The organism is Micromonospora andamanensis, assembly GCF_016863495.1.
In the GTDB taxonomy this organism is placed as follows: Bacteria; Actinomycetota; Actinomycetes; order Mycobacteriales; family Micromonosporaceae; genus Micromonospora; species Micromonospora andamanensis.
In genome coordinates this window covers 25,263-49,110 of sequence record NZ_BOOZ01000007.1, presented here as the reverse complement: position 1 = coordinate 49,110, position 23,848 = coordinate 25,263, and the positions used below count along the sequence as shown (strand labels likewise).

Genomic DNA, 23,848 nt, shown 5'->3' with positions numbered 1-23,848 from the left:
AGGAGGCCACCCGTGGCACAGGACACCGGAACCCGGACCCTCATCTCCCAGGCCCAGCTCCGGCGCGGGCGCGGTAGGGCCGTCTACTGGACGCTGCTCGCCGTTGTGATCATCGGGTTCACGCTCGTCTTCCTCGGGCCGCTCTACTGGATGGTCACCGGCGCGCTCAAGTCCGGCCAAGAGATCGCGCAGACCCCACCGTCGCTGATCCCACAGGACCCGCAGTGGCAGAACTACGCCGATGCCTGGCACAACCTGGACCTGGCCAAGCTGCTGTTCAACACCTTCTACTACGCGACCGGCGCGGTGCTGTTCCAACTGGTCTTCGACACCGCGGCGGCGTACTCCCTGTCGAAGCTCCGGCCGGTCCTCGGCAACGTGATCCTCGGCATGATGCTGGCGACCCTGATGATCCCGGCGATGGTCCTCATCGTCCCGCAGTACGTGACCGTGATCGACCTGCCGATCCTGCACATCAACCTGCTCGACTCGCCGTTCGCGATCTGGCTTCCCCTGGTCGCCAACGCGTTCAACATCTTCCTGCTGAAGAGGTTCTTCGACTCGATTCCGGAGGATCTGATGGCGGCGGCCCTGATGGACGGGGCGACGCCGCTGCGCACGCTCTGGTCGGTCGTCCTGCCGATGTCGCGGCCGATTCTCGGCGTCGTCTCGATCTTCGCGGTGACCGCGGTCTGGAAGGACTTCCTCTGGCCGAAGCTGGTCATGCCGTCGCCCGAGACCCGCACGGTCAGCGTGGGGATCTACGCCTTCGCCGGCGGTACGCCGATGAACGTGGTGATCGCCGCGTCGGTGATCGCCGCGATACCGACAGTCGTCATCTTCCTGGTCTTCCAACGGAACATCATGTCCGGTCTCACCACGGGCGGTCTCAAGGGATGACCCCCGAACCCAGAAAGCAGGTGCGCGTGTCCGCAGCAGACGGTGGTCCGTGGTGGCGGGGAGCGGTGATCTACCAGGTGTATCCGCGCAGTTTCGCCGACGGCGACGGTGACGGCATCGGCGACATCGCCGGCATCCGATCCCGGCTCAGCTACCTGTCGGCGCTCGGTATCGACGCCATCTGGTTCAGCCCCTGGTATCCGTCCCCGATGGCCGACGCCGGCTACGACGTCGCCGACCACCGCGACATCGACCCCGTCTTCGGCAGCCTGGCCGAGGCGGAGGCGCTGATCGCGGAGGCGCATGCCCTCGGCATCAGGACGATCGTCGACGTGGTGCCGAACCACTGCTCCGACGCGCACCCGTGGTTCCAGGCGGCCCTGGCCGGTGGCCCGGGAGCAGCCGAGCGGGACCTGTTCTGGTTCCGGCCCGGGTGCGGCCCGAGCGGTGACCAGCGACCGACCGACTGGGTGGGCGAGTTCGGCGGACCGACCTGGACCCGGACCACGAACCCGGACGGCACACCAGGCGACTGGTACCTGCACCTCTTCGCCCCCGAACAGCCGGACCTCAACTGGGATCACCCCCGGGTACGTGCCGAGTTCGAGGACATCCTGCGGTTCTGGTTCGACAGGGGCGTGGACGGCATCCGGATCGACTCCGCCGGACTGCTGGTCAAGGACGCCACGCTGCCCGAGATCGTGGCGGACCGGCCGCACCCGTTCCACGACGTCGACGGGGTACACGAGATCTACCGGGACTGGCGGCGGATCGCCGACGCGTACCCCGGCGACCGGGCCCTGATCGGGGAGGTGTGGTTGCCGGACCGGCAGCGGTTCGCCAGGTACCTGCGCCCGGACGAACTGCACGCCGCGTTCAACTTCGACTTCCTTGGCTGTGCCTGGGACGCCGCAGCGCTCCGCGAGAGCATCGACGGCACGCTGAACGCCCACGCGCCGGTCGGGGCACCCGCCACCTGGGTCCTCTCGAACCACGACGTCACCCGGCACGTCACCCGGTACGGGCGGGCGGACACCACGTTCAGCTTCGCGGCCAAGCGTGAGGGCATCCCGACCGACCTGGAGCTGGGTACCCGCCGTGCCCGGGCCGCCGCACTGCTGTCGCTGTCGCTGCCCGGCGCCGCGTACGTCTACCAGGGCGAGGAACTCGGCCTCTGGGAGGTCGAGGACATCCCGCACGGGCTACGGCAGGACCCGATGTTCTTCCGTTCCGGCGGGGTCGACCCGGGCCGCGACGGCTGCCGGGTACCGCTGCCGTGGTCGGGCGACGCGCCGCCCTTCGGTTTCAGTCCCGACGACGCGAGCCGCGTGCCGTGGCTGCCCCAACCCGCCGACTGGAAGGACCGCACGGCCCGGGCACAGGCCGGTGACCCGCACTCGATGCTGGAGCTGTACCGGGCGGCTATCGCGTTACGGCGTACCGAGGTGGCGCTCGGCGACGGTGCGCTCACCTGGTTGCCGGCACCCGACGGCGTACTGGCGTTCCGCCGGGAGCCCGGCTTCACCTGTCTGGTCAACCTCTCCGGCGCGTCGGTGCCGCTGCCACCGCACACCCGGAAGCTGCTGGCCAGCGGCCCACTCGACGACGACCGGCTACCCCCCGACACCGCCATCTGGCTGCGCACCCCACCCCATCCCCACAACCCCCGCGATCTTGCGCTTTCGGTCCCCGCATCACGGACATAAGCCGTATCTGAGCGACCAGAAGTGCAAGATCGGGGGGGCCGAGGGGCCGAGGGGCCGGGGGGCGGGGTGTCAGGGGGTGTTGGGGCGGGTGGGGCGGGTGGTGAAGCGGGCGACGCCGGCGGGGGTGTCGGCGGCCAGGGAGGGGAGGCCGTAGGTCAGTTCGGTGGCCAGGGCCTGCGGCTCGGGTTGGGCGGCGGTGGCCAGGACCGAGGCGCGGTCGTTGCGCAGGCAGGTCTGCGGATGCTCGGCGATCTCGGCGGCCAGCCGCTCGGCCGCCGCCCGGGACTCGCCCGGCTCGACCATCCGGTTGACCAACCCCATGGCGTACGCCTCCTCGGCCGGTACCGCACGCCCGGTGAGGATCAGGTCCATCGCCCGGCTCTCGCCGATCAGCCGGGGCAACCGGACCGTCCCGCCGTCGATGAGCGGCACCCCCCACCGTCGGCAGAAGACGCCAAGCACCGCGTCGGACTCGGCGACCCGCAGATCGCACCAGAGCGCCAGCTCCAGCCCGCCGGCCACCGCGTACCCGGAGATCGCGGCGATCACCGGCTTGCCGAGGACCATCCGGGTCGGACCCATCGGACCGTCCCCGTCCGGCTCGACCCGGTTGCCGCTCGGCGTACCGATGGCCTTCAGGTCGGCGCCCGAGCAGAACGTGCCGCCGGCGCCCCAGAGCAACGCCACCGCCGCCGTCGGATCCGCGTCGAAGGCCCGGAAGGCGTCGGCGAGCGCCCGGGCGGTAGGCCCGTCGACCGCGTTGCGGACCTCCGGCCGATCCAGGATCACAGTCGTCACCGGGCCGTTCCGTTCCACCCGTACCGTCATCCGGTCAGCATGCCCCGCCGTCGCCCGGCTGGCCATTCGTCCCCGGCGACCGGTTTGCGACGGCGTACCACGGGAAGTCGTTGCTCGTGCGAGCGTTGTTGACGAAGATCGAGCAAGCCGCCGGCCTCGACCGGTTCGGTGACCGGTTGCAGCAGACGGTGCAGGGTGTGCTGCGCCCGCAGCGGGTCCGCGACCTGTTGCACGGAGTCTGGCTGGGCCACCCGCTGCACCCGGCGATGGTGCAGCTGCCTGTCGGCGCGTGGATCAGCACGGCGGTGCTGGACCTGATGCCGGGGCAGCGCAGGGCGGCGACCACCCTGACCGCGGTCGGCACCCTGAGCGCGCTGCCGGCGGCGGTCGCCGGGCTGAACGACTGGGCGGGGCTCTCCCGCGACCAGCGTCGGGTCGGCCTGGTGCACGCCGCGTCGAACACCGTCGGCTTGGCGCTCTACGGCGCTTCGCTGGCCGCGCGGCTGTCCGGCCGGCACGGACTCGGGCGTACCCTCGGCTGGCTCGGCCTCGGCGCTGCCGGCGCCGGGGCTTATCTCGGCGGGCACCTGGCGTACAAGCAGGGTGCCCAGGTGAACGTGAGTGTCTCCGATCTGCATCTGATCAGTGAGGGCTGGCATCCGGTGGCGGAGATGACAAGCCTGCCGCAGCGGGAACTCGTCACCCGAAAGGTCGACGACGTGTCGGTGATCCTCTACCGGCACGGTGACGACGTGACCGTCATGTTGGAGCGTTGCCCGCACCAGAGTGGCCCGCTCGGCGAGGGCGAGGTACGCGAGATCGACGGGCATGCGTGCGTGGTGTGCCCGTGGCATGGCAGCACCTTCCGACTCAACGGCGGCGAGGTGGTGCACGGCCCGTCCCCCAACGACCAGCAGGTCCTACCGACCCGGATCGTCAACGGCCGTCTGGAGACCCGACTGCCCTGACCCGGATCTCCACCTCCCGGATTCGTGGCAGTGGCGGTGGTCAGTGGTCGGCGTGTCGGCCACTTCGGCTGCCACACATCGCCGGGTGTCAGTCCTTGCGGTGCCGGCCGATGGGCAGCTCGCGGGGGATGGTGAGGGGCGGGTGGTGGCGGGTGCCGGTGCGGGCGGTGGCCGGTCGGCGGCGCAGGCCGAGCACCGCGCCGATCTGCGCGCCGACGATGCTGGCCACGGCCAGCACGGCGGAGACGGCGAGTGGACGGTTCACCCGGTCGGGCTCGCCGGCCCGGGCCGCACCCACCGTCACCACCGGTGCCTGCTCCTGAGCCGTCTCGGCCGGCTCCGGCTGCCGCCCTTCGGGACTGGCCGAGGCGGGACCGGCCGGCGCGGTGGTGGCCGATCCCGGTCGCCTGGTCGGGTCACCTGGCAGTTCCACCGCCTCACCTGACCGTTCCACCGAGTCGCCAGGCTTGGCCGGGGTCGGGCGGCTCTGCTCGGTGCGCTCCGGTCCGGGGGCGGGCCGGGGCTTCGGTGCCACCAGCCGGCCGGTGGCGTGTGACCGGGCGCCCTGGTCGTGCGCCTCGGCAGGAAGCTTGATGAGCTGGCCGGGGTGGATCTGGTCCGGGTCACGCAGCTTGTTGAGCGCGGCCAACCGGTGGTAGTCGTCGAAGTCGTCGAGATATCGATCGGCGACCCCGCCCAGGTAGTCGCCCTTGGCGACCCGGTAGACCTGTGCGTCGGCGGGGGCACCGAGCCGATCCGCCCGCACGGCTTCCGCTGGCCCGGTGGTCGCCGGAGCTGCCATCGCGGGAGTCGGCGCGAACGCGACGGTGGCCGCAGGTCCTCCGCCGTACGCAGTCGTGCCGTACGCGGTGGTGGCGGCGGTGGCGGCGGGGCTGGCGGCGAGGATCAGCGCGACCGACCCGACGAGCGCGGCGGCGGCCCGCTGCTGCCGCCCCATGCCCGGCAACCGGGGAGCGGGCCGGTCCAACGCCTGCGCCCCCAGTTCCACGAGCACCGACAGGGCGAAGGTGGCCCAGCCGAACCAGCCGGCGATGGCAAGCGCCCGCAGGAAGAGTTGCCCGTCGTCGCGGCTGGTAAGCGTGGTGCCGATCTCCGCGAGCGTGGGTACGTGGTCAGGGAGCGGGTTGCCGGCGAAGGCCAGCAGCGCGATCGGTCCGCCGACAAGCAGACCGATGAGCACGACAAGCGCACCGAAACCGCTGAGCACCCGACCGGCCCGCCGTACGGCGGTGCCACCCGATGCGGCCATGGCTACCTTCCTTCCCTAGGGAGCCCCGGTCAGCGCCCGCGCGGTCGCCTCACCGGAGACGGTGACGGTGTCTGAGAAGCCGAACAGACCGAGCGCCGCCCGGTCGTAGGTGACCTGGACGCGTACCCGGATCAGGGTTTCGCCGTCGACGACCGGGAAGTTGACGGTGTGGCCGCTGGCCCCGGCGGTGGCGAGGTAGTCCCGGACGGCACGGCGGGCCTCGCGTCGGTTGATCCGCTTCGGTCCGCCCTCGATGGCGGTGGCCCGGTCGATGGCCTGGCCGCCCGCGCGGGCCGCCTCGGCGGCCAGGTTCTCGGCGCGTTGCAGCGTCTGAAGCTGACCCGCGCCGTCGAACGCCATGCCGATGATGGCGAGCACCCCGATCAGGGCCACGGCGAGGAAGATGCTCACCCGACCTGCGTCGCCGCTTCCGGCCGTCATCCCCGGCTCCGGTAGCGGTCCAGCGGTGAGGTGAACGAGGCGGTGATCCGTTGCCCGTCCGGCATGGTCAGTGCCGGCAGCTTGATGTCGGAGTACGAGACGGTGCAGGCGATCTCGACGGTGACCGTCGCGTTCTGCCCGACGTCGCTTGTGAACGCCCGCCTGAAACTTGTGGACCGCCCGTCGACCGAGCCGCTCAAGGTCACCTGCGGGGCCCCTGAGCAGGACACCCCCCGCCAGTCGAGCTGGCTGCGGGCCGCCGCCAGGGCCTCCCGACGGGCAGTCGGGGCGTCCCGGGAGATCGAGGCGGCCCGGGCCGCGTCGTGCGCGGCGGCTTCCAGCGCCGCGTTTGCCACAGCGGTACGCCCGGCGACCCCGCCCAGCACCATCATCGCCACGAAGGCCGGTGCCAGCACCGCCACCTCGATCGAGACGGAACCCCGGCTCATGAGGGCTCGGTCCATCGTTCAGCCGTCCCGTGTGCCGTCTGCTGAACGGAGAAGCTGACCCCCGGCACCACCGAGAGAGCCTTGCCGGTCACGGTGCAGGTCACATCGGTGTCCGAGACGACGCAGCTCGGCCCCGGCTCGTCCCAGTCGACAAGCCAGTCCCCGGCGGCCCGGAGGAACCTGGCGGCGCGCTCCTCACCGGCACCCGCCGGTGCGTCGAAGAGCCGCTCCGCGTTGACTCCGCTCTGCGCGGCGTTGAGCGCTGTCGACCGGGCGACGAAGACGACGGCGACCTGGATCGAGGCGAACAGCATCACCAGGATCGCCGGCAGTGCCACCGCCAGCTCGACCGGATTGCCACCCCGCTCACCGTCGCCGGGCAGCACGCGGTGCCGGGTGGCGGCGACCACCCGGCACCAGCCGGTGGAGAGGCGACGGAACATCGATCAGGTGTCCGTGGGGTCCTGGTGGGTGGGGATGTTGTCCATCCAGTCGTTCGCCGCACCGAGGGCGGCGGCGGTCACCGCCATCGCCACGGCCACCAGGCCGAAGATGATCACGGCGGTCGGCACCGGGCTGTCGCCACGGTCGCCGCGCAGTTCGGCCAGCCGCGCCCGTAGCGCGACGTGTACGTAGGTGAGGACGGACATTCGGGGCTCCTTTACTCGGGATCGGTCTAGAGGCGGGCCAGGAACGGGTAGATGGCGAAGCCGAGCAGGACGAAGACCAGCAGCGCACCGGGGATGTCGAGCCGGCTGGTCACCCCCTCGGCCCGGGCCAGGTTGTCGGTGCGGATCTGGTCGCGCAGCGAGTCGGCCCGGCTGCGCAGGGTCTCGTGCACCTGTGCGCCCTCACTGCCGGAGGAACGCATGATGGCGCCGACATCGCCCAACTCGGGAATGCCGATCTGGTCGGCGAGATCGCGCAGCTCGTCCCAGGGCGAGTGCATCTGCATCTGGGCCATCCGCAGTGCCTCGGAGATCCGGTCGAAGACCCAGCCCTCGCAGATCGCGGCGGCCCGTTCCAGCGACTGCACCGGGCCGTGCGCCGCGGACAACTGCAACGCGACGAGGTCGAGGTAGGTGCAGACGGCCTGGCGGAACTCGTCCCGCGCGGCGTCGGCCTTGGCCAGCACCGACCGGTGCGCCACAAGTGCGCAGAGCAGCGCCAGGCCGAGGCTGCCCAGCACCGGTACGGCCAGCGGCAGCGCGACGCCGACGGTGAAGAGGGTGACGCTGAGCAGCGCGGGAGCGGAGAGTCCGATCAGGGCGGACAGCAGCAGGGAGAGGGCGTACTGCTCGGGGGTGCGGTCGAGCAGGGCCAGTTGCCGATGCGGTGGGCGCAGCCAGCGGGCCAACCCGGTGAGCCAGTCCAGCCGCCGGTCGGTGGGACCGGTGCGGGTGGCCCCCGGCGGCTGGTGCAGTCGGCGCAGCGCCGGACCGAGCGCCGGGGTCGCCGGCACCAGCTCGCGGACCACCAGGAACACGCCGAGGCCGAGCGTGGCACCGGCCACCACCGCGAGGGTGAGATGCAGGTTCACGCCACCACCTCGCCCGGGTCGGGGGCCGGCAGGAACCGGGCCGGTCGGGGCGGCTGGCTCATCGACCGCACCCAGGCCAGCAGCGCCACGAAGGCGGCACCGAGAACCCCCATCACCACCTGCCCGAACGGGGTGTCGTACGGCTGCACGTATTCGCGGTTGAGCAGTCCGTACGCGATGGTGGCAAGCGTCATGCCGGTGAGGAAGCGCACCGCGAAGCGGGGCTGGGTGCGCTTGGCCTCGATCTCCCGGCGGGTCGCCACCTCGGCCGCCGCGGCCGAGGCGATCGAGCCGAGCACGTCGCCGAGGCGCTCGCCCCGGTCGGTGAGGTGCAGGATCAGGGCCGCGACCACCTGGTCGCAGACCGGGTCGCCGATATCGTCGGCGAAGGCCAGCAGGGCGGAGCGGGCCAGCCAACCGGCCTGGAGCCGGGCGGCGAGCAGGCGTACCTCCTCCTGGATCTCCTCCGGGGCGGTGGTGACCGTGCCGATGATCGCCTGCTGGAGCCCCTGCCCGGTGGCGGAGACGTCCTTCAGCCGACGGGTCCACTCGCCGACCGCCTCGATCCGGGCGATGGCCCGCTGCTCGGCCCGGCCGACCGAGAACAGCCACGGGGTGCCCGGCACCGCCACCGCGACCAGCAGGCCGACCACGGGCAGACCGGTCAGCAGGAAGGCCAGCGCACCGGCGACCACCGCACCCACCAGCAGTGACTTGTGTGCCCGCTGCTCGCGGGCCGTGCTGCCGGAGCCACGCCAGAGCCGCCCGAGACCCGGGCCCGCCCCGGGTGCCCGGCCGGGCGGGCGGCGGGTGCCGACGAGCGCGACGACCGCCAGCACCAGGCCGGCCACGCAGGCCGCGCCGGAGACCAGGGCGATCAGCTCGATGTTCGTACGCACCGGCTCACCGCCGACCGAGTCGGGTCTGCCGGGGCCGGCGCCAGGCACCCTGCCCCGCCTCGATCCAGCGGCTCAGCAACCGGGCGTCGTAGCCCACCCGCAACAGCTGCTCCCGGACCCGTTCCGGCAGGTGCCGGGGGACCGCCCGGCCGTCGGGGCCGGGACCGAACACCTGCGTGGTGGTGATCCGGCTGCTCTCGCCGACGCCCAGCACCTCTTCGACGTGCGAGACGAAGCGGTGCTTGCGCCCGCCGATGCCTGTCTCGTCGTCGACTGTGACGTAGACGATCAGGTCGAGTGCGTTGCCGGCCATCCGACGGGCCTGGTCGACTGTCATCTCCCGGCCGTGGGCCAGCGCCAACTCGATGATCCGCTCGCTCACCCCGGCCGGGGTACGGGCGTGGATCGTGCACATCGACCCTCGGCTGGTGGTCATCGCCTGGAGCATCGGCACGATCTCCCGGGAGCGGACCTCGCCGACGATGATCCGCAGCACGCCCATCCGCAACGAGACCGGGATGAGGTCGGCGATGCTGACCTCGCCGGCGGGTCGACCGTCGGGTCCGCGTTCGCCGTGCCCCTCCCGGGCCTCGAAGCTCATCACCGCCCGGTGCCGCTCGCCCCGGCGGGCCGGGAGCAGTTCCCGACTCTCCTCCAGCAGCACGTACGGCTCGTCCGGCGGGATCTCGCTCATCATCGCCCGGATCACGGTCGTCTTACCGGCGCCGGCCAGCCCGGCGACCATGATGTTCAACCCGGCCCGCATCGATGCCCGGAGGAAGTCCCGCAGCAGCGGGTCGATCATCTCGTCCAGGTCGCCCCGGCCACCGGCCAGGTCGTCGAGGGTCACGTCGAGGGTGTTGTGCTTGCGGATCACCGCGTACGGGCGGTGGCTGACCAGGAACACCGCGGCGAGTCGGCTGCCGTCGGGCAGTTGCAGGTCCAGTGTGGGTTTCGAGGTGGACAGGGAGCGTTCCGTCGCGCCGGCCCGGCGGGCCGCCGCCTGGAGGATCTCCACCAGCTCGTCGTCGCTGTCGGCGATGGGATCGGCCCAGTCGACCCCGCCACCGTGGCGGGTGATGCGCACCTGGTCGCAGCCGAGGATGTGCACCTCCTCGATGGTGTCGTCGACGAGCAGGGTCTGGAGTCGGCCGAGGCCGGCCAGCTCGGCGGTCACCTGGTCGAGCAGCAGCCGCTCCTCGCCGGCGGCCATCGGCGTGCCGGCGCGGCGCACGGCGTCGGCGTACTCGGCGACCAGCTCGACGGCGAGCCGGGCCCGCTCGGTGTCCTCCTCGGCGACGCTGAACTCCCGGCCGCGCTGCCACCGGGTGAGCCGCTCGCTGAGCTGCCGGCGCAGTTCGCGTACCACCTGGAAGTCGACCCGAGGCCGGGGCGGCTGTGCCGCTGGCGGCACCGCGACGGGTACCGGCACGTCGGCCGGCTGGTGGTGCCAGCCGTTGACCGGCGGCAACGGCGGCGCGGTGGAGGTGGCGCCCGGTGGCTGCCGGCGCGGGTCGGACGAGACAGGTTCAAATCGCATCCGGCACCCCCTGGGAGACGGGCCACGCGAGCCGGGCGCGTCGCCGTTCCAGCAGCGCGCCGATCGGCACCTCCAACTCGCGGGCCGCGCGCAACAGTGGCCGGCTGGCCCGCACGGTGCCACCCAGGCTCAACACCTCGGCGGTACGCGGGTCGTGCGGCAACCTGCCGATGACCGGTAGCTGGAGGGCCTTGCTGACCTCGCTCCTGCCGTGGCCACCGCCGACAAGCAGCAGACGCAGCGTGCCCGACGGCACCCGGTGCTCGGCGAAGTCCCGTTCGATGGCCTGGAGCATGGCCCGGGTGCCGGACAGGTCGGGCAACTGCGCCCTGGACACCACGAGCACCACCGACGCGGCGCGGAGCAGCGGCCAGGGCGGGCCGGTGACGTGCAGCCGTCCACAGTCGACGATCACGTCGTACGGCGGGTCGCCGCGTTCCAGGGCGGTGAAGAAGTCGGCGAAGCGCTGCCAGAGCGGCGTGACGCTGCCGGCCTGCGCGGGGTCGACCACGCCCGGCAGCAGGAGTCGTTCCCGGCGGGGCGCGTCGAGGTCGACAAGTTGCGACCAGAACGCGCTCTCCAGGCTGCCGTCCCGCAACTCGCCCACGGCCAGCTCACCGATGCCACGCGGCCCGTCGAGCGCGCCACCGAGGTATCCGGCGAGGACGGAGCCGCCGGCCGGGTCGCACTCGGCGAGGATCAGCCGCCGGTGCCAGCTCAACGCACAGGCCAGCGCGGTGGTGGTGACCCCCGGCGAACCCTTGGCCGAGACCAGCGCGATGATCGCCATGCTCAGGCCGCCTTGGTCAGCACGACCGCGATCCGATCCTGGGCGGCCAACGCCACCACGGCCGGCACGTCCCGGACGGCGAGGGCCAGGTAGACCACGACCTCGTCCCGACCGTCGGTGGAGACGGCGTCGGTGACGGTAGCGGTGAACCGGGTGGCACCTGACGAAGAACCTCCGTCGCTGTCGCTGCTCGGGGTGCTGACCAGCAGCACCTGGTCACCGGGGCGCAGCTTCGGGGCGGGCACCTGGGCCGCGCGTAGCCCGAGGGCGAGCTGCTGCTGCCCGGGGCCGAGCAGCGGGTCGTCGGTGAGCTGAGCCATCGTCAGCAGGGAGCCCGGGGCCAGGGAGACGGCGGCCCGCATCCCGATCACCTCGGCGATCCGCGAGGCGGGCACCGGTTCGAGCCCCTGGCCGCCGGCCACCTGCACCGACACCAGATCGTCGGCGCGTACCACGCTGCCGACCTCGACCGCCCGGGCCACCGCCAGGTAGCTGCCGGTCGCCCGGACCGAGGTCACCGCGAACGCCGAACCCAGGCCGCCGAGGGCGATCAGCAGGACGGCGAGGCCGAGCAGGCCGGGCCGGACCCGGCGTTGGCGGACCACCCGGGGAGGGGCGACCGGCGCGTCCACGGGAGAGGTTCCGTTCCGGGTCGCCACGCTCACTGGTACCAACCTTCCGTTCGCGACTGCGGTACGCACAGGACGGGCTCACTCACCGCGCCACCACCTGAAGCTCATTGATCTCGATATCGACCGGACCCGTCGTGCGGGTGACACCGCCGATGCTTCCGCTGTCACCGCCGTTGCTGGTCCACCGCACCGACCAGTGCGTGGTCGCCCGGACGGTGTACGTGTCGGCCTCGGCGTAGCCGCTGTGGTAGCCGCAGTCGGGAGAGGGCTGCCCGGCGTACTGGCCTCGGGCGCGGTACCGGGTGCCGGGGCCGGTGCAGGTGACCGTGTCGCCGTTGCCCATGTCCCAGACGACCCGGTTGACCCTGGCCCGGATGGTCACGGTGAGGCCGCGATCCGTGGCGGAGGCGCGCAACGGACCGAACTGGTTGGCACCCCGTTCAGCCCACATCCAGACCGGCAGACCGACAAGCCCGGGGCCGACGGACTTGCGCGGCGCGACAGCCGCGCGGGGCGCGAGCAGGGTGATCGAGGCGAACGCCCGACGGGCCAGTTCCTCCGGGTCCGGCGGCGCGCCGAAGCCCTGCGGCGGCGCGTCCAGCAGCACCGTCCGCTGGTCGCCCACCGCCCCGCCGTAGCAGGTGCGTACGTACCACTGCTGACCCTCTGGCGCTTCCGGCTGCGGCTCGGCAAGCTTGTAGTAGCAGCCGTCACCGCTGTTGAACCAGCCGAGCACGTCGTCGTAGCAGGGGATGGTGCGGCCCTCCCACTGGCAGACGCCTCCGCCGCCCCCGCCGCCGTTGTCACCGCCGCTGCCGTTGTCACCGCCGTTACCGCCGCCACCGGGGGTGCCCGAGTCGTCGTCCCAGACGTTGCAGTTCGGCTGGGCCGGCGGACACTCGGCTCCGGGATCGGCGGCGCTTGCCGGAACCACGCCGCCGGTGGCCAGCAGCACCGCCAAAGCGCCGCCGAGCAGCGCCCGCCGGACGGCGGCCCGCCCGGTCAGCACGGCTGGTCCTGGTGGGCCGCGCCGGTGCTGATCCGCCAGCGACCGTCGGGATAGCGGGCCGCCGTGGCGGTGGCCAGGTGGCGGGAGCCACGGGTACCCGGTACGACCTTGTCGTCGGCGAGGTAGACCAGCCGGTAGTCACTGGCGTCGACGCAGTCCTGGATCTCCACGGTGGGTGGGCTGGCGTCCAGGTCCATCGAGATGACCGCGGGACCTTCGGAGCGCAGCGTGCCGGCGCTCACCGCGCCGTTCTGGCGGGCCTGCCGCAGGCTGAACCGGACCCGGGTCAGCAGCGGATCGGCGAGGAACCGGGTCAGCTCCGGCTCCTGCGGGTCGCTGCGCCGGCTCGCCGCCCGGGACGCCTTGAGGTAGCCGGAGTAGGCCGCCAGTGCCGCCTTCTCCGCTGCCGCCTCCTCGGCGGCCCGCTCGGTGCCGGCAGGTCTGTTCCGTTCGGGCGCTGCGGTGGTCGACGCTTCCTGGGTGCCGCCGCAGGCGGTGCTCGCGCCGACCGTGGCCACCGCGACCAGGCCGGCCGTCCAGCGGCTCAGCTGCCGTACTTGCACCTCGTGCCCTCCTCGGTGCCGACCGGCGGACGCCATCGCCAGCGTCTCCGGGCGTGCGGCGGCGCGACCGGACGGATCTCTCCGGCCCTGTTTCCGCGCGCAGCCGCATTTACGGTTACGGATCTCCTATTGATGCACTGGCCTGGCTGCTCGTCGGTGGTGGACGTGGGTTGCGTCACATCCAAGGGGCGAGCATAGGCTGACGCCGGCCGATGCAACAGAGGCAATTCATGCGAACACTCTGAGTTATGAATGGTGGTGGTGCGGCATGGTTACCGGTAGGTTGCCGACGATGATCGGCTCGGGGTGCGCGGCGGCCGGCAGCGGGCGGCGGAGCGGGCGATCCTGGATTGATGGGGGCCCGGAACCGGCGGGTCGCAATGTGGCGGGAAATGGTAATCGGTCCGATCCGTCCCTGGCAGAAACCGCGCCAATTGGTCGTCAATTGCGGTTGATGGGAATTCCATCTGGCCGTCCCGGGCATTCTGGCCGACTATCGAACGGCGGTACGACAACCTGCGCCGGACGTTCGGACCGCCACCCGAACCGACCGGACACACTACCCTCCGTGAAGGGGTGGTCGGCGTGACCCGGCAGCCCGCGCCGGCACCGCCGGAGCGAACCGGAGCGTCGGACGCCTCACCGTCGGGGAACATCACCCGGTCGTGGCCGCGCGCCTCCGCCGTGCTGCCCATCACCCCGCTGCTGCGGTACGCGGTCGCCCGGCATGCCGTACCCCCGGGAACCGCCCGCCGGACCGGCTGCGACGCCTGCGGCGCGTCTGTCGGCCCGCACCGCCCCTGGCCGGCGCTCGGACCGACCGCCCGGTGTGGCGGCTGCGGCGCCCGGGTCGGTGCCCCGCCGGCCAGCGTCGAACTGGCCGCCCTGGCCGCCCTGGCCGCGCTGCTGCTGTCCCGCCCACCCGCCGTCGAGCTGGTCACCGCCGCGTGGTGGCTGGCCTTCGCACTGCCGTTGCTCTTCATCGACGTCGCCGTGCACCGGTTGCCGGACCGGCTGACCCTGCCGGCCGCCGCCGGCACCTGGCTGCTGCTCGGCCTGGCTGCGGTGACAGGTGCCGGCGCGGCACCCTGGCTGCGCGCCATCGGTGCCGGGCTCGGGCTGGCGCTCTTCTTCGCCGCCACCACAGTGCTCCTCGGTACGCGGGGCTTCGGCATCGGCGACGCCAAGCTGGCGTTGAGCGCGGGAGCACTGCTGGGCTGGTACGGCTGGAGCGTGCCGGTGCTCGGGCTGCTGCTCGCGCTGACCCTGTCCGGGGTGGTCGCCCTGGCCCTGCTGGTCAGCCGCCGGGCCCGCTTGTCGAGCCACCTGCCGTTCGGGCCGTACCTGGTGCTCGGCACGCTCGGCGCGTTGCTGCTGGTGTGGTGAACGACGCTGCTGGTGTGGTGAACCGACCGGCGGGGAACTGTCAGGACCGTCGAACAGTCCTGGAGGCACCGTGCACCCCACCCCCGACCAGCAGCCGGACGAGCCGCAGCCTGACGAGCGGTGGCGGATCCGGCGGACCCGGGACGACCTGGACCGGCTCGGTGAGACCGAGTCGGTCTTCGCGTTGAGCAACGGATGGCTGGGCTGGCGCGGCACCCTCGACGAGGGCGGGCCCGTCGACATGCCCGGCAGCTACCTGAACGGGCTGCACGAACGCCGTGAGTTGAGCTACCCCGAGGACGGCTACGCCTTCCCGCAGCTCAGCGACACGGTCATCAGCCCGCCGAACGCCACCCTCGTCCGGCTCTGGGTCGGTGGAGAGCCGCTGGACCTGCGTACCGGCACGGTGCTCGCCCATGAGCAGGTGCTGGACCTGCGGGCCGGGGTGATCGAACGGCACACCGAATGGATTTCGCCGGCCGGAGACGGGGTGCGGGTACGCAGCACCCGACTGGTGTCGCTGTGCCGTCGCCGGATCGCCGCGGTCGACTGGACTGTGGAGCCCCTGGACGGGCCGGTCGAGATCCGGATCTGCGCGGACCTGCTGGCCAACGAGCGCATCCCGGAACGCGAGGACGACCCTCGGGCCGCCTCGCTTATCCAGGAACCGCTGTCCGGCGAGCTGCACCGGGTCGACGGTGCCGACGCGCTGCTGGTGCACCGCACCGAGCGCAGCGCGCAGCGGGTCGCCGTCGCGGTCGCGCACCTGCCGGTGGTGCCGGAGCAGATCACCACAGGCACCGACGCCACCGCGGACCGGATCCGGCTCACCCTCACCGGGACGCTGCGACCCGGCGAGCGGGTACGGCTGACCAAGTTCGCGGCGTACGAGTGGGCACCCGGCGCCGACTCCTCGGTCGAGGAGCTGGCCGCCCAGGTGACGGCCGAGGCGGACGCCGCGCGTACGGACGGCTTCGGTGCGCTGCTGGCCGAGCAGCGGGCCGCCCTGGACAGCGCCTGGCGTACCGCTGACGTGCTGCTCGACGGTGACGAGGAATTGCAGCAGGCGATCCGGTTCGCGATGTTCCACCTGATCCAGGCGGGCCGCTCGGACGGCGACCGGACCATCCCTGCGAAGGGGCTCACCGGCAACGGCTACGACGGGCACGTGCTCTGGGACACCGAAGGTTACGTGCTGCCGGTGCTCACCTACATCGCGCCGGCGGTGGCCCGATCGGCGCTGCGTTGGCGGCACGCCCACCTGTCCCAGGCGTACGACCGCGCGGCGGAGCTGCGGCTCACCGGCGCCACCTTTCCCTGGCGGACCATCGGCGGCGAGGAGTGTTCCGGGTACTGGCCGGCCGGCACCGCCGGGCTGCACGTCAACGCCGACATCGCCGACGCGGTGCTGCGCTACGTCGCGGCCACCGGCGACGAGGACTTCCTGGCCGGCCCCGGACTGGAGCTGATGGTGGCCACCGCCCGGTTGTGGCACGGCTTCGGGCACTTCACCGACGACGGCAGCTTCCACATCGTCGGGGTGACCGGCCCGGACGAGTACGCCGCGCTCGTCGACGACAACCTGTTCACCAACCTGATGGCCCGGCGGAACCTGCGCGGCGCGGCCGACGCCGTCGAGCGGCACCCGGAGGCGGCCGACCGGTTGGGCGTGGAGCCGGCCGAGGTGGCCGGTTGGCGGGCCGCGGCCGAGGCGATGACCGTGCCGTACGACCCGAAGCGCGGGGTGCACCAGCAGGCCGCCGGGTTCACCGACCGGCCGGAGTGGAACTTCGCCGACACCGGCGACGACGACTATCCGCTGCTGCTGCACTTTCCCTACCTGGAGCTGTACCGGCACCAGGTGGTGAAGCAGGCCGACCTGGTGCTGGCGATGCTGCGCTGCCCGGGGGAGTTCACCGCCGAGGAGAAGGCCGCCAACTTCGCCTACTACGAGGCACGGACGGTCCGGGACTCGTCGCTGTCCGCCGCCCCGCAGGGGGTGCTCGCCGCCGAGCTGGGCCACCTCGACCTGGCGTACGACCTGTTCGCCGAGTCGGTGCTCCAGGATCTTGAGGATCTCGGCGACAAGACGGGCGACGGGCTGCACCTGGCCTCGCTGGGCGGGGCATGGCTGGCGCTGGTGCAGGGCTTCGGCGGTCTGCGTGACGACCGGGAGCTGTTGTCGTTCGACCCACGGCTGCCCGACCGGATCGACCGCCTCGCGTTCAGCCTGCTCTGGCACGGCCACCGGCTGCACGTCACGCTCACCGCCGACGAGGCCCGCTACGAGCTGCCGGACGCCGCCGACGACGCCGCGGTCGAGCTGTGGCACCACGGTGAGCGGCTGCGGGTGGCCAGCGGCCAGTCGGTGACCCGGCCCATGCCGGCGCTACCCGACTTCGGTCCCGAGCCACAGTCGCCACCCGGCCGCCGACCCGCCCGCCGCTGACCCATCGGTGTCAGTGGACCGACTCACCCTGGTCACCGGGAACCGAGCCGCCGGTCATCCGCTGCCGCACGGCCTCGAGATCCTCGAAGGCGTACGCCCAGTTGTGGCACTTGAAACTGCGGAGCCCTTCGATAGGCGACCGGCAGTCGGCGCAGCGTACGCCCTGGATGGCGGCGGGCAGTCCGGTGTTGACGTAGCGGCGGTCGCCGAGGATCACCGTCGCGATCATCATCGGGTCGTGCACGCCCTTCAGGGCCGAGGCGACGATGTCGTACCAGGTGATCCGGCGACCGCACTTCGGGCAGTCCGGCTGGTCGCCGCTGACCCACAGCGGCGCGCCGATGGTGCGGGGCGGCATGTTGAGCAGCTTCTCGATCCGCCGTACGTCGGACTCGGGGGTGGTCCAGCGGTGCCGGCCGGGCAGTGCAGCGGGCGAGTCGTAGACGGCTTGGAACAGGGCGGGTTCGACCTCGACGGTCTCGCGTTCGCTTGTCATCGGCGTCCCTCCCGGACTTCTCGACGCACCCACAGTGGCCACCGGCGGGTGACGGGCACAACCGGATCAACGACACGGCGGGGCGGCCGGCCCCGGGCTGGGGCGTACCCGGCGGGAAACGACCCGGGGCCGGCGGAGCGGTCAGACGGGTGACGCGGTGGTGAGCGGTGCGGCAGGCGTTGCCGGCCGGGTCTCGGTGAGCGCCTGCTTCCGAACACCGAAGATGATCAGGTAGCCGAGGATCCAGAACTCGCCCACGGTGGCGGGTGCCACCAACAGGTCGGCGACGATCCCGGCGTCGGGGGCGAGGTAGCTGACGAAGGTCATGAGCAGGTAGCCCAGCCCACCGGCGACGAGGAGCCAGCCGAGCGGCCGGGGCAGCCAACCCGAGCGCAACACGCACCAGCCCATCGGGATCAGCCAGAGGCCGAAGAAGAGCCCGCCGACCCCCCACAGGTTCTCGCTGACGAGATACAGCAGTTGCACGGTGTCGGCGGTCCCGGCGGCCCCGCCGGTGGCCACTCCGACGGCTGTCGCGAGCATGGCGGCGCTGCCGAGGATCGCCACGGCGTTGACGATGCCGAAGGCGGCGATGCTGCCGGCGGCGGTGCTGTCGACGGTACGGAACAGCCTGTGGAACCAGACGGCGGCGAGCGTCTGGGTGAGGACGATCAGCAGTTCGAGGGCCACCCCGAGACGCGCCAGCGACTCGTTGGCGACCAGGTTGGCGAGGGTCGCGTCGGCGTCACCGGCGTCGAAGATCATGGGGCGGATGGTCAGGAAACCCAGTGCGCCAGTGATGCCGAGGCCGAGGTAGAACAGCCCGGTCGTCCGGGCGGTGCGGATCAGCGGGTGCATTGTGGCTCCTTCGTTCGCAAGAGCTCGGGCGGCGAGATCAGCCTTACGTCGTAAGGCAACCATACGTTGTAAGGTCAAGGGAAGATGGGAGCCGCATGGGAGCGAGGAAACGCCGGGAGCCGCTGAGCCGTGACCGGGCACTGGCCGCCGCGATCGCGCTCGTGGACGCGGAGGGGATGGCGGCGCTCACCATGCGCCGGCTCGCCGCCGACCTCGGCGTCGAGGCGATGTCCCTCTACCACCACCTGCCCGGCAAGGAAGGGCTGCTCGACGGTCTCGTCGATGCCGTGGTCGCCGAGATCGTCGCAGCCGCCGCAGCGGCCGAGACGGACGCGGCCGGCGGAGACTGGCGGACCCGGCTCCGGCTGCGTTTCCTCGCCGCCCGTGCGGTCATGCTGCGACACCCGTGGGCACCCGCGCTGCTCAGCTCCCGTCCGACAATTCCCGCCGGGGTGTACGGCTACTACGAGGGCATCCTCGCCACCCTGATCGACTGCGGCTTCTCGTACCGGATCGCCCACCGGGCGCTGCACGCGTTCGGCAGCCTGGCCCTCGGCTTCGCTCAGGAGGTCTTCCAGCCCGCCACCGGTGCGGATACCGACGCCGCGGCGGCGGACCTGGCGGTGCTGGCCGAGCAGTTGCCGCACCTGGCGGCGATGGTCGCCGCCGAGATGCACGCCGCCACCGACCCGACCCTGGGCTGGTGCGACAGTCAGACCGAGTTCGAGTTCACCCTCGATCTGCTCTTCGACGGCCTGGAACAGGCGCGTAGCCGATCCGCCACCCGGACCGCTGCCGGTACGACCGGCCACAGTGACTTGTGACCACGGCCACCGCTCACCCCCACCGCTCACCGCTACCGTCATCTGATGCAGGAGATCGGTGCGGTCGCGGAGGTGTTCCGCACGGCTCGTGGCTTCGGCAGCTCTCCGCTTTACAGCCGGCTGCTCGAGGTCGTGGCGGGCGACGGATCCCTGCTCGAACTGGCGGCCCGCACCCGTCCCGGCCAACAGCCGACCTTCGCGCTCTTCGGGGCGGTCCACCACCTCCTGCTGACCGGCACGCCGGATCCGCTGGCCGAGTACTACCCGTCTGTGGTCGGTGCCGACGCCCGCCCGGTCGACGGGGACACCGGCCCGGCCTTCACGCGCTTCTGCGCGGCGCACTCCAGCCGGATCGCGTCGCTGCTCGGCACGCGTCTGGTCCAGACCAACCACGTGCAGCGCTCGCTGGTGCTCCCGCTCGGGCTGGCACTGCTGCGTCGTACGACGCCGGCACCGGTCTGCGTGGTCGAGGTGGGCTGTAGCGCCGGATTGAACCTCCGCGCCGACCGGTACGCCTACACCGTGGGCGGCAGGCTCGTCGGCGACCGTGGGTCAGCGGTCCACATCGAAGTGAACGTGCCGGACCCCGGCCCGCTGCCCGACCTGGACACGTTGCCGGACATCGCCGACGTGGTCGGCATCGACCTGGCTCCGCCGGACCTCACCGACGAGGACGACCGGGCGTGGCTGCGTGCGCTCGTGTGGCCGGAGAACTCGCATCAGGCGGCGCAGTTGCAGGCGGCGATGGCCGAGGCGGCGACCGATCCGCCGCGCGTGGTGGCCGGTGACGCCATCGAGATCGGGCCGGCGGTCGCGTCGACGCTTCCACCGGGGCTGCCGCGACTCGTCGTGCACACCGCGACGCGGATCCACGTATCCGCCGAGGAGCGTCCGGCGTTCGACGCTGCGGTGGCGGTCTTCGGTGCGGACGGGCCGCTGCTGCACCTCGCCTTGGAGGACGACCACCTCGTCGCACCGTCGGGCCGGCCGGGCGTCGGCCTGACCGCCACCGACGCGACGGGAAGCCGGACCATCGCGGTCGCCGACGGCCACCTGGCCTGGTTGGAACCGCTCCCCGCGATGAACGACGGGGCCTAGCGTGCTCGGCCCGATCGGCGCTGCGGGCCGGGTGGGCGCGGCTGCACCGAGCGCGGTCCGACGCCGTCCGGCGGCCGGATCAGGAGCCGCTCCGCGCGTCGGCAAGCGTGGTGGCGGTGATCCTGATGTCCGTCACGCGGGCGCTGAGCCCGTCGCCCATCGGGGACTGCACGCTGAATCCGACCCGGTGCCCGGCCACCGGCCCGAGCGTGAACAGCCGGGTGAGCGCCCAGTGCGCGCCGTCGTCGGAGTGGTGGAACGCGTACACCGCGCCCATGCGGGAGATCCGCAGCCAGGACCGTCCGGGCTTCGACACGCCGACTCCGTTGGCGTCGTCGGAGACCTTGCGGGTCACCACGGTGACGATCATGTCCGTACCGTCCGGTGATCGCTCCAGGGCCAACTTTGCCCAGGTCGTCGCTCCGCCATGAACGAACAGCGTGACCGCGTCGTAGGTCTCCGCCAGCGGCGCCTCGACCAGGGCACTGAGCTGGAAATCGCCGTCGATCGGGGTCAGGACGAGCGGCGCCGAGCCGGTCGGTTCGCCGCCGGCCGGGTCGACGAACCAGTCCGTCCGAGCGGACGCGCGCAGCAGCCCGACGCCTGGTGGCTCGACGCGATCACCATCGACGTCCTGCCATTCAAACCGCTCGATCGACATGACGGCAGCGTGCCGGCCGGACTCGGCGATCGCAACCCGTGCGGACAGTCTGACCAGCTCAGCCGCTCATGAGAGCGCTGCCACCCGGACGTGCTGGGCCGTACCCGGGTCGCTCACCGGGCCGCGTCACGCGGTGCGCTCAGTGGAACGGGCGGTGATGACGGCGTGGATGACCCGGCGGCTGGCTGCGTAGCCCCAACCGCGATCGGGTGTCCGGCCGGGCCGTACCGGTGTTCAGGACCGGAGGGTACGCAGGATGCGGGCCAGCTCGACCCGATCGGCGGCGTCGAGGTGGCCGAAGAACCGGTCCGCCTCGGCTCGGCGGGCCGTCCGGATCGCGGCGCTGACCCGGCGGCCTTCCTCGGTGAGCGCGACCAGGGTGGCCCGTCGGTCGGCCGGGTCGGGTCGGCGGTTCACCAGCCCGCGGGCTTCAAGGTCGTCGACGACCTCGGTGGCCGAACGCGGTGCGATGCGCAGGTGCTCGGCGAGCGTGCCGGGGCGTACCTCGCCGTACCGCACCAGCACCCCGAGCGCCCGGGACTGGCTCGGGGTGACGTCCCACGGCGCGAGGGACTCCCGGGTCTGCCGGCGCAGTCGGGAGGCCACCGCCCAGAACGTCTCCGCCAGGCTCTCGTCGTCCGCGCTGTCGGCGGCGGGTGCGGTCACGGGAATACGGTAACAGCTGATGCGGTTGCTACCTCATGATGAGGTAACCTCAGTAAGTCTGAACCCCGGATCCCCCGACCGAAAGGCAGTGCCTCTTGGAACCCATCCCCATGGGCCGCGACCGCGGCCACCGCACCCTGACCGCCGAGGAGAAGGCGCAGGCCCGTCAGGTGTCGCTGCGCCGCATCGGCCGCCTCTTCACACCCCACCGGCCCGCGCTCGCCGCCGTCACCGCGATCATCGTGGTCTCCTCGATCATCGCGATGGCCAACCCGTTCCTGCTGCGCGCGGTGATCGACAGGGCCCTGCCGGAGGGCGACCTGACGCTGCTGGTCTGGCTGGTCGTCGGCATGGTCGCCGTGGCCGCCGTGACCGCCGCCCTCGGTGTCGTGCAGACCTGGATCTCCACCCAGGTCGGTCAGCGGGTCATGCACCGGCTCCGGACCGACGTCTTCCGCCACCTCCAGCGGCAGTCGCTCGGCTTCTTCACCCGTACCCGCACGGGAGAGGTGCAGTCCCGCATCACGAACGACATAGGTGGCATGCAGACGGTGGTCACCTCCACCGCCACCGCCGTCGCGTCCAACCTGACCACAGTGGTCGCGACAGCTGTCGCCATGCTGGCCCTCTCCTGGCAACTCTCCCTGGTCTCGCTCGTCGTGCTGCCGCCGGCGATCTGGCTGACCCGCCGCGTCGCCCGGATGCGGCGCGAGATCACCGCCCAACGCCAGCGCGAACTCGCCGACCTCAACGTCACTGTCGAGGAAGGGTTGTCGATCAGCGGGGTGCAGCTCGCCAGGACGCTCGGCACCGGTCCCGCCCTCGTCGACAGGTTCACCGCCTCGTCGACCCGGCTTGTCGACCTGGAGCTGCGCAGCGAGTTGGCCGGTCGCTGGCGGATGGCCTCGATGAGCATCATCTTCGCCGCCGTACCGGCGGTCATCTACCTCGCCGCCGGGCTGCCCGGCACCGCCGGCACCCTGAGCATCGGCACCCTTGTCGCGTTCACCGCCCTGCAGAGCGGCTTGTTCCGGCCGCTGATGGGGCTGCTCAACGTGGGTGTCTCACTCGCCGCGTCGCTGGCGCTGTTCGCCCGGATCTTCGAGTACCTCGACCTGCCTGTCGACGTGGCCGACCCCACCGAGCCCGTCCGGCTCGATCCCGCCCGGGTACGCGGACACCTGCGCCTGGCGGACGTCACCTTCACCTACCCCGGCAACGACACCGCCGCGCTCGCCGGCATCACCCTCGACGTGCCCGCCGGCACCAGCCTCGCCCTGGTCGGCGAGACCGGCTCCGGCAAGAGCACCCTCGCCGGGTTGATCAGCCGGCTGTACGACCCCACCGCGGGCCGCGTCACAATCGACGGCGTCGACCTGCGTGACCTGCGCCTGGCCGACCTGGCCGCGATCGTGGGCGTGGTCAGCCAGGAGACGTACCTGCTGCACACCACGGTCCGGGAGAACCTCCGGTACGCCCGTCCGGACGCCACCGACGCGGAAATCGAGGACGCCGCCCGCGCCGCGCAGATCCACGACCTGATCGCCGGGCTGCCCGACGGGTACGACACGGTGGTCGGCTCGCGCGGCCACCGGTTCTCCGGCGGCGAGAAACAGCGGCTGGCCATCGCCCGTACGCTGCTGCGCGACCCGCGCATCCTGGTCCTCGACGAGGCCACGAGCGCGCTTGACACGGAGACCGAACGGGCCGTGCAGCGGGCGTTCGACGTGCTCGCCGAGGGCCGTACCACGATCACCATCGCCCACCGGCTGTCCACGGTCCGCGACGCCGACCAGATCGCGGTGCTCGACCACGGCCGGGTCGTCGAGGCCGGCGACCACCGCAGCCTGCTGGACCGCAACGGCCGCTACGCCGCCCTGGCCGCCTGAGCGTCGCTCGGCACCC

25 protein-coding genes are annotated in these 23,848 nt (G+C 72.1%); 8 read left to right on the top strand and 17 right to left on the bottom strand.

Translation table 11 applies throughout. From position 1 onward, the window contains the following. Positions 1 to 12: 12 nt before the first annotated feature. A complete protein-coding gene (locus Van01_RS08560; RefSeq protein WP_204003371.1) occupies positions 13 to 900 on the top strand; it encodes a carbohydrate ABC transporter permease in 888 nt (295 codons plus the stop codon). Beyond that, positions 897 to 2,606 carry a glycoside hydrolase family 13 protein gene (locus tag Van01_RS08555; protein WP_204003369.1) on the top strand — a complete coding sequence of 570 codons (1,710 nt, stop codon included), beginning with the start codon at positions 897 to 899 and terminating at the stop codon, positions 2,604 to 2,606. Before Van01_RS08560 ends, Van01_RS08555 begins: the two co-directional genes overlap by 4 nt. 69 nt (positions 2,607 to 2,675) lie before the next feature. Here the strand turns inward: Van01_RS08555 and Van01_RS08550 are convergent, their stop codons facing one another. After that, entirely contained in the window at positions 2,676 to 3,434 is a 759-nt protein-coding gene (locus Van01_RS08550) for a crotonase/enoyl-CoA hydratase family protein (RefSeq protein ID WP_204003367.1), read from the bottom strand. A gap of 86 nt (positions 3,435 to 3,520) precedes the next feature. On the opposite strand from Van01_RS08550, the gene Van01_RS08545 reads away from it, so the two are divergent. After that, positions 3,521 to 4,372: a Rieske (2Fe-2S) protein gene (locus tag Van01_RS08545; protein WP_204003364.1), complete on the top strand. Its 852-nt coding sequence runs from the start codon at positions 3,521 to 3,523 to the stop codon at positions 4,370 to 4,372. An 88-nt stretch (positions 4,373 to 4,460) separates the two neighbouring features. Here Van01_RS08545 and Van01_RS08540 read toward each other — a convergent pair whose 3' ends face one another. Genes Van01_RS08540 through Van01_RS08485 form a run of 12 tightly spaced genes read right to left on the bottom strand, consistent with a single transcriptional unit; the run spans position 4,461 to position 13,541 of the window. Then, a complete protein-coding gene (locus Van01_RS08540) occupies positions 4,461 to 5,642 on the bottom strand; it encodes a LysM peptidoglycan-binding domain-containing protein (RefSeq protein WP_204003362.1) in 1,182 nt (393 codons plus the stop codon). Between the two features lie 15 nt (positions 5,643 to 5,657). Next, the gene (locus tag Van01_RS08535; protein ID WP_204003349.1) at positions 5,658 to 6,083 is read right to left on the bottom strand and encodes a pilus assembly protein TadG-related protein; all 426 of its coding nucleotides are present in this window, start codon (positions 6,081 to 6,083) and stop codon (positions 5,658 to 5,660) included. After that, positions 6,080 to 6,547 (bottom strand): TadE/TadG family type IV pilus assembly protein, encoded by a 468-nt coding sequence (locus tag Van01_RS08530; RefSeq protein WP_204003345.1) that lies wholly within the window; start codon positions 6,545 to 6,547, stop codon positions 6,080 to 6,082. The genes Van01_RS08535 and Van01_RS08530 overlap by 4 nt, the downstream gene beginning before the upstream one ends. Then, entirely contained in the window at positions 6,529 to 6,975 is a 447-nt protein-coding gene (locus tag Van01_RS08525; RefSeq protein WP_204003343.1) for a TadE/TadG family type IV pilus assembly protein, read from the bottom strand. The genes Van01_RS08530 and Van01_RS08525 overlap by 19 nt, the downstream gene beginning before the upstream one ends. A gap of 3 nt (positions 6,976 to 6,978) precedes the next feature. Then, a complete protein-coding gene (locus Van01_RS08520; protein ID WP_204003341.1) occupies positions 6,979 to 7,182 on the bottom strand; it encodes a hypothetical protein in 204 nt (67 codons plus the stop codon). 26 nt (positions 7,183 to 7,208) lie between these two features. After that, positions 7,209 to 8,072, bottom strand: coding sequence for a type II secretion system F family protein (locus Van01_RS08515; protein WP_204003338.1), 864 nt, complete (start codon positions 8,070 to 8,072; stop codon positions 7,209 to 7,211). Next, positions 8,069 to 8,971, bottom strand: a complete 903-nt coding sequence (locus Van01_RS08510) for a type II secretion system F family protein (protein ID WP_204003335.1) — start codon at positions 8,969 to 8,971, stop codon at positions 8,069 to 8,071. The genes Van01_RS08515 and Van01_RS08510 overlap by 4 nt, the downstream gene beginning before the upstream one ends. Positions 8,972 to 8,975: 4 nt before the next feature. Further along, on the bottom strand, positions 8,976 to 10,511 hold the full coding sequence (locus tag Van01_RS08505; RefSeq protein ID WP_204003318.1) for a TadA family conjugal transfer-associated ATPase: 1,536 nt from the start codon (positions 10,509 to 10,511) through the stop codon (positions 8,976 to 8,978). Next, a complete protein-coding gene (locus Van01_RS08500; RefSeq protein WP_204003316.1) occupies positions 10,501 to 11,301 on the bottom strand; it encodes a CpaE/TadZ family protein in 801 nt (266 codons plus the stop codon). Before Van01_RS08500 ends, Van01_RS08505 begins: the two co-directional genes overlap by 11 nt. A 2-nt stretch (positions 11,302 to 11,303) precedes the next feature. After that, a complete protein-coding gene (locus tag Van01_RS08495) occupies positions 11,304 to 11,966 on the bottom strand; it encodes an SAF domain-containing protein (RefSeq protein WP_204003314.1) in 663 nt (220 codons plus the stop codon). 49 nt (positions 11,967 to 12,015) lie between these two features. Beyond that, entirely contained in the window at positions 12,016 to 12,942 is a 927-nt protein-coding gene (locus Van01_RS08490; protein WP_204003311.1) for a hypothetical protein, read from the bottom strand. Beyond that, positions 12,936 to 13,541, bottom strand: a complete 606-nt coding sequence (locus Van01_RS08485) for a hypothetical protein (protein WP_373306225.1) — start codon at positions 13,539 to 13,541, stop codon at positions 12,936 to 12,938. Before Van01_RS08485 ends, Van01_RS08490 begins: the two co-directional genes overlap by 7 nt. 618 nt (positions 13,542 to 14,159) lie before the next feature. On the opposite strand from Van01_RS08485, the gene Van01_RS08480 reads away from it, so the two are divergent. Continuing rightward, complete coding sequence (locus Van01_RS08480) at positions 14,160 to 14,891, top strand: prepilin peptidase (protein ID WP_204004434.1); 732 nt, start codon at positions 14,160 to 14,162, stop codon at positions 14,889 to 14,891. A 70-nt stretch (positions 14,892 to 14,961) separates the two neighbouring features. Beyond that, positions 14,962 to 17,340: a glycoside hydrolase family 65 protein gene (locus tag Van01_RS08475; protein ID WP_204003305.1), complete on the top strand. Its 2,379-nt coding sequence runs from the start codon at positions 14,962 to 14,964 to the stop codon at positions 17,338 to 17,340. A 10-nt stretch (positions 17,341 to 17,350) separates the two neighbouring features. On the opposite strand, the gene Van01_RS08470 is transcribed toward Van01_RS08475, so the two are convergent. Together Van01_RS08470 and Van01_RS08465 are read right to left on the bottom strand one after the other, a co-directional pair. Further along, positions 17,351 to 17,836, bottom strand: a complete 486-nt coding sequence (locus Van01_RS08470) for a DUF8243 domain-containing protein (protein ID WP_204003302.1) — start codon at positions 17,834 to 17,836, stop codon at positions 17,351 to 17,353. 141 nt (positions 17,837 to 17,977) lie between these two features. Further along, positions 17,978 to 18,694: a DUF4386 domain-containing protein gene (locus Van01_RS08465; RefSeq protein WP_204003299.1), complete on the bottom strand. Its 717-nt coding sequence runs from the start codon at positions 18,692 to 18,694 to the stop codon at positions 17,978 to 17,980. 95 nt (positions 18,695 to 18,789) lie between these two features. On the opposite strand from Van01_RS08465, the gene Van01_RS08460 reads away from it, so the two are divergent. Then, a complete protein-coding gene (locus Van01_RS08460; protein ID WP_204003296.1) occupies positions 18,790 to 19,518 on the top strand; it encodes a TetR/AcrR family transcriptional regulator C-terminal domain-containing protein in 729 nt (242 codons plus the stop codon). A 45-nt stretch (positions 19,519 to 19,563) separates the two neighbouring features. Further along, positions 19,564 to 20,616, top strand: coding sequence for a DUF2332 domain-containing protein (locus tag Van01_RS08455; RefSeq protein WP_204003293.1), 1,053 nt, complete (start codon positions 19,564 to 19,566; stop codon positions 20,614 to 20,616). Between the two features lie 79 nt (positions 20,617 to 20,695). On the opposite strand, the gene Van01_RS08450 is transcribed toward Van01_RS08455, so the two are convergent. Both Van01_RS08450 and Van01_RS08445 read right to left on the bottom strand, forming a co-directional pair. Beyond that, the gene (locus Van01_RS08450) at positions 20,696 to 21,277 is read right to left on the bottom strand and encodes a DUF1349 domain-containing protein (RefSeq protein ID WP_204003290.1); all 582 of its coding nucleotides are present in this window, start codon (positions 21,275 to 21,277) and stop codon (positions 20,696 to 20,698) included. 234 nt (positions 21,278 to 21,511) lie between these two features. Beyond that, on the bottom strand, positions 21,512 to 21,943 hold the full coding sequence (locus tag Van01_RS08445) for a MarR family winged helix-turn-helix transcriptional regulator (protein ID WP_204003287.1): 432 nt from the start codon (positions 21,941 to 21,943) through the stop codon (positions 21,512 to 21,514). A gap of 110 nt (positions 21,944 to 22,053) precedes the next feature. Here Van01_RS08445 and Van01_RS08440 point away from each other — a divergent pair, with 110 nt between their 5' ends. Further along, positions 22,054 to 23,832: an ABC transporter ATP-binding protein gene (locus Van01_RS08440; RefSeq protein ID WP_204004431.1), complete on the top strand. Its 1,779-nt coding sequence runs from the start codon at positions 22,054 to 22,056 to the stop codon at positions 23,830 to 23,832. Positions 23,833 to 23,848: the final 16 nt, after the last annotated feature.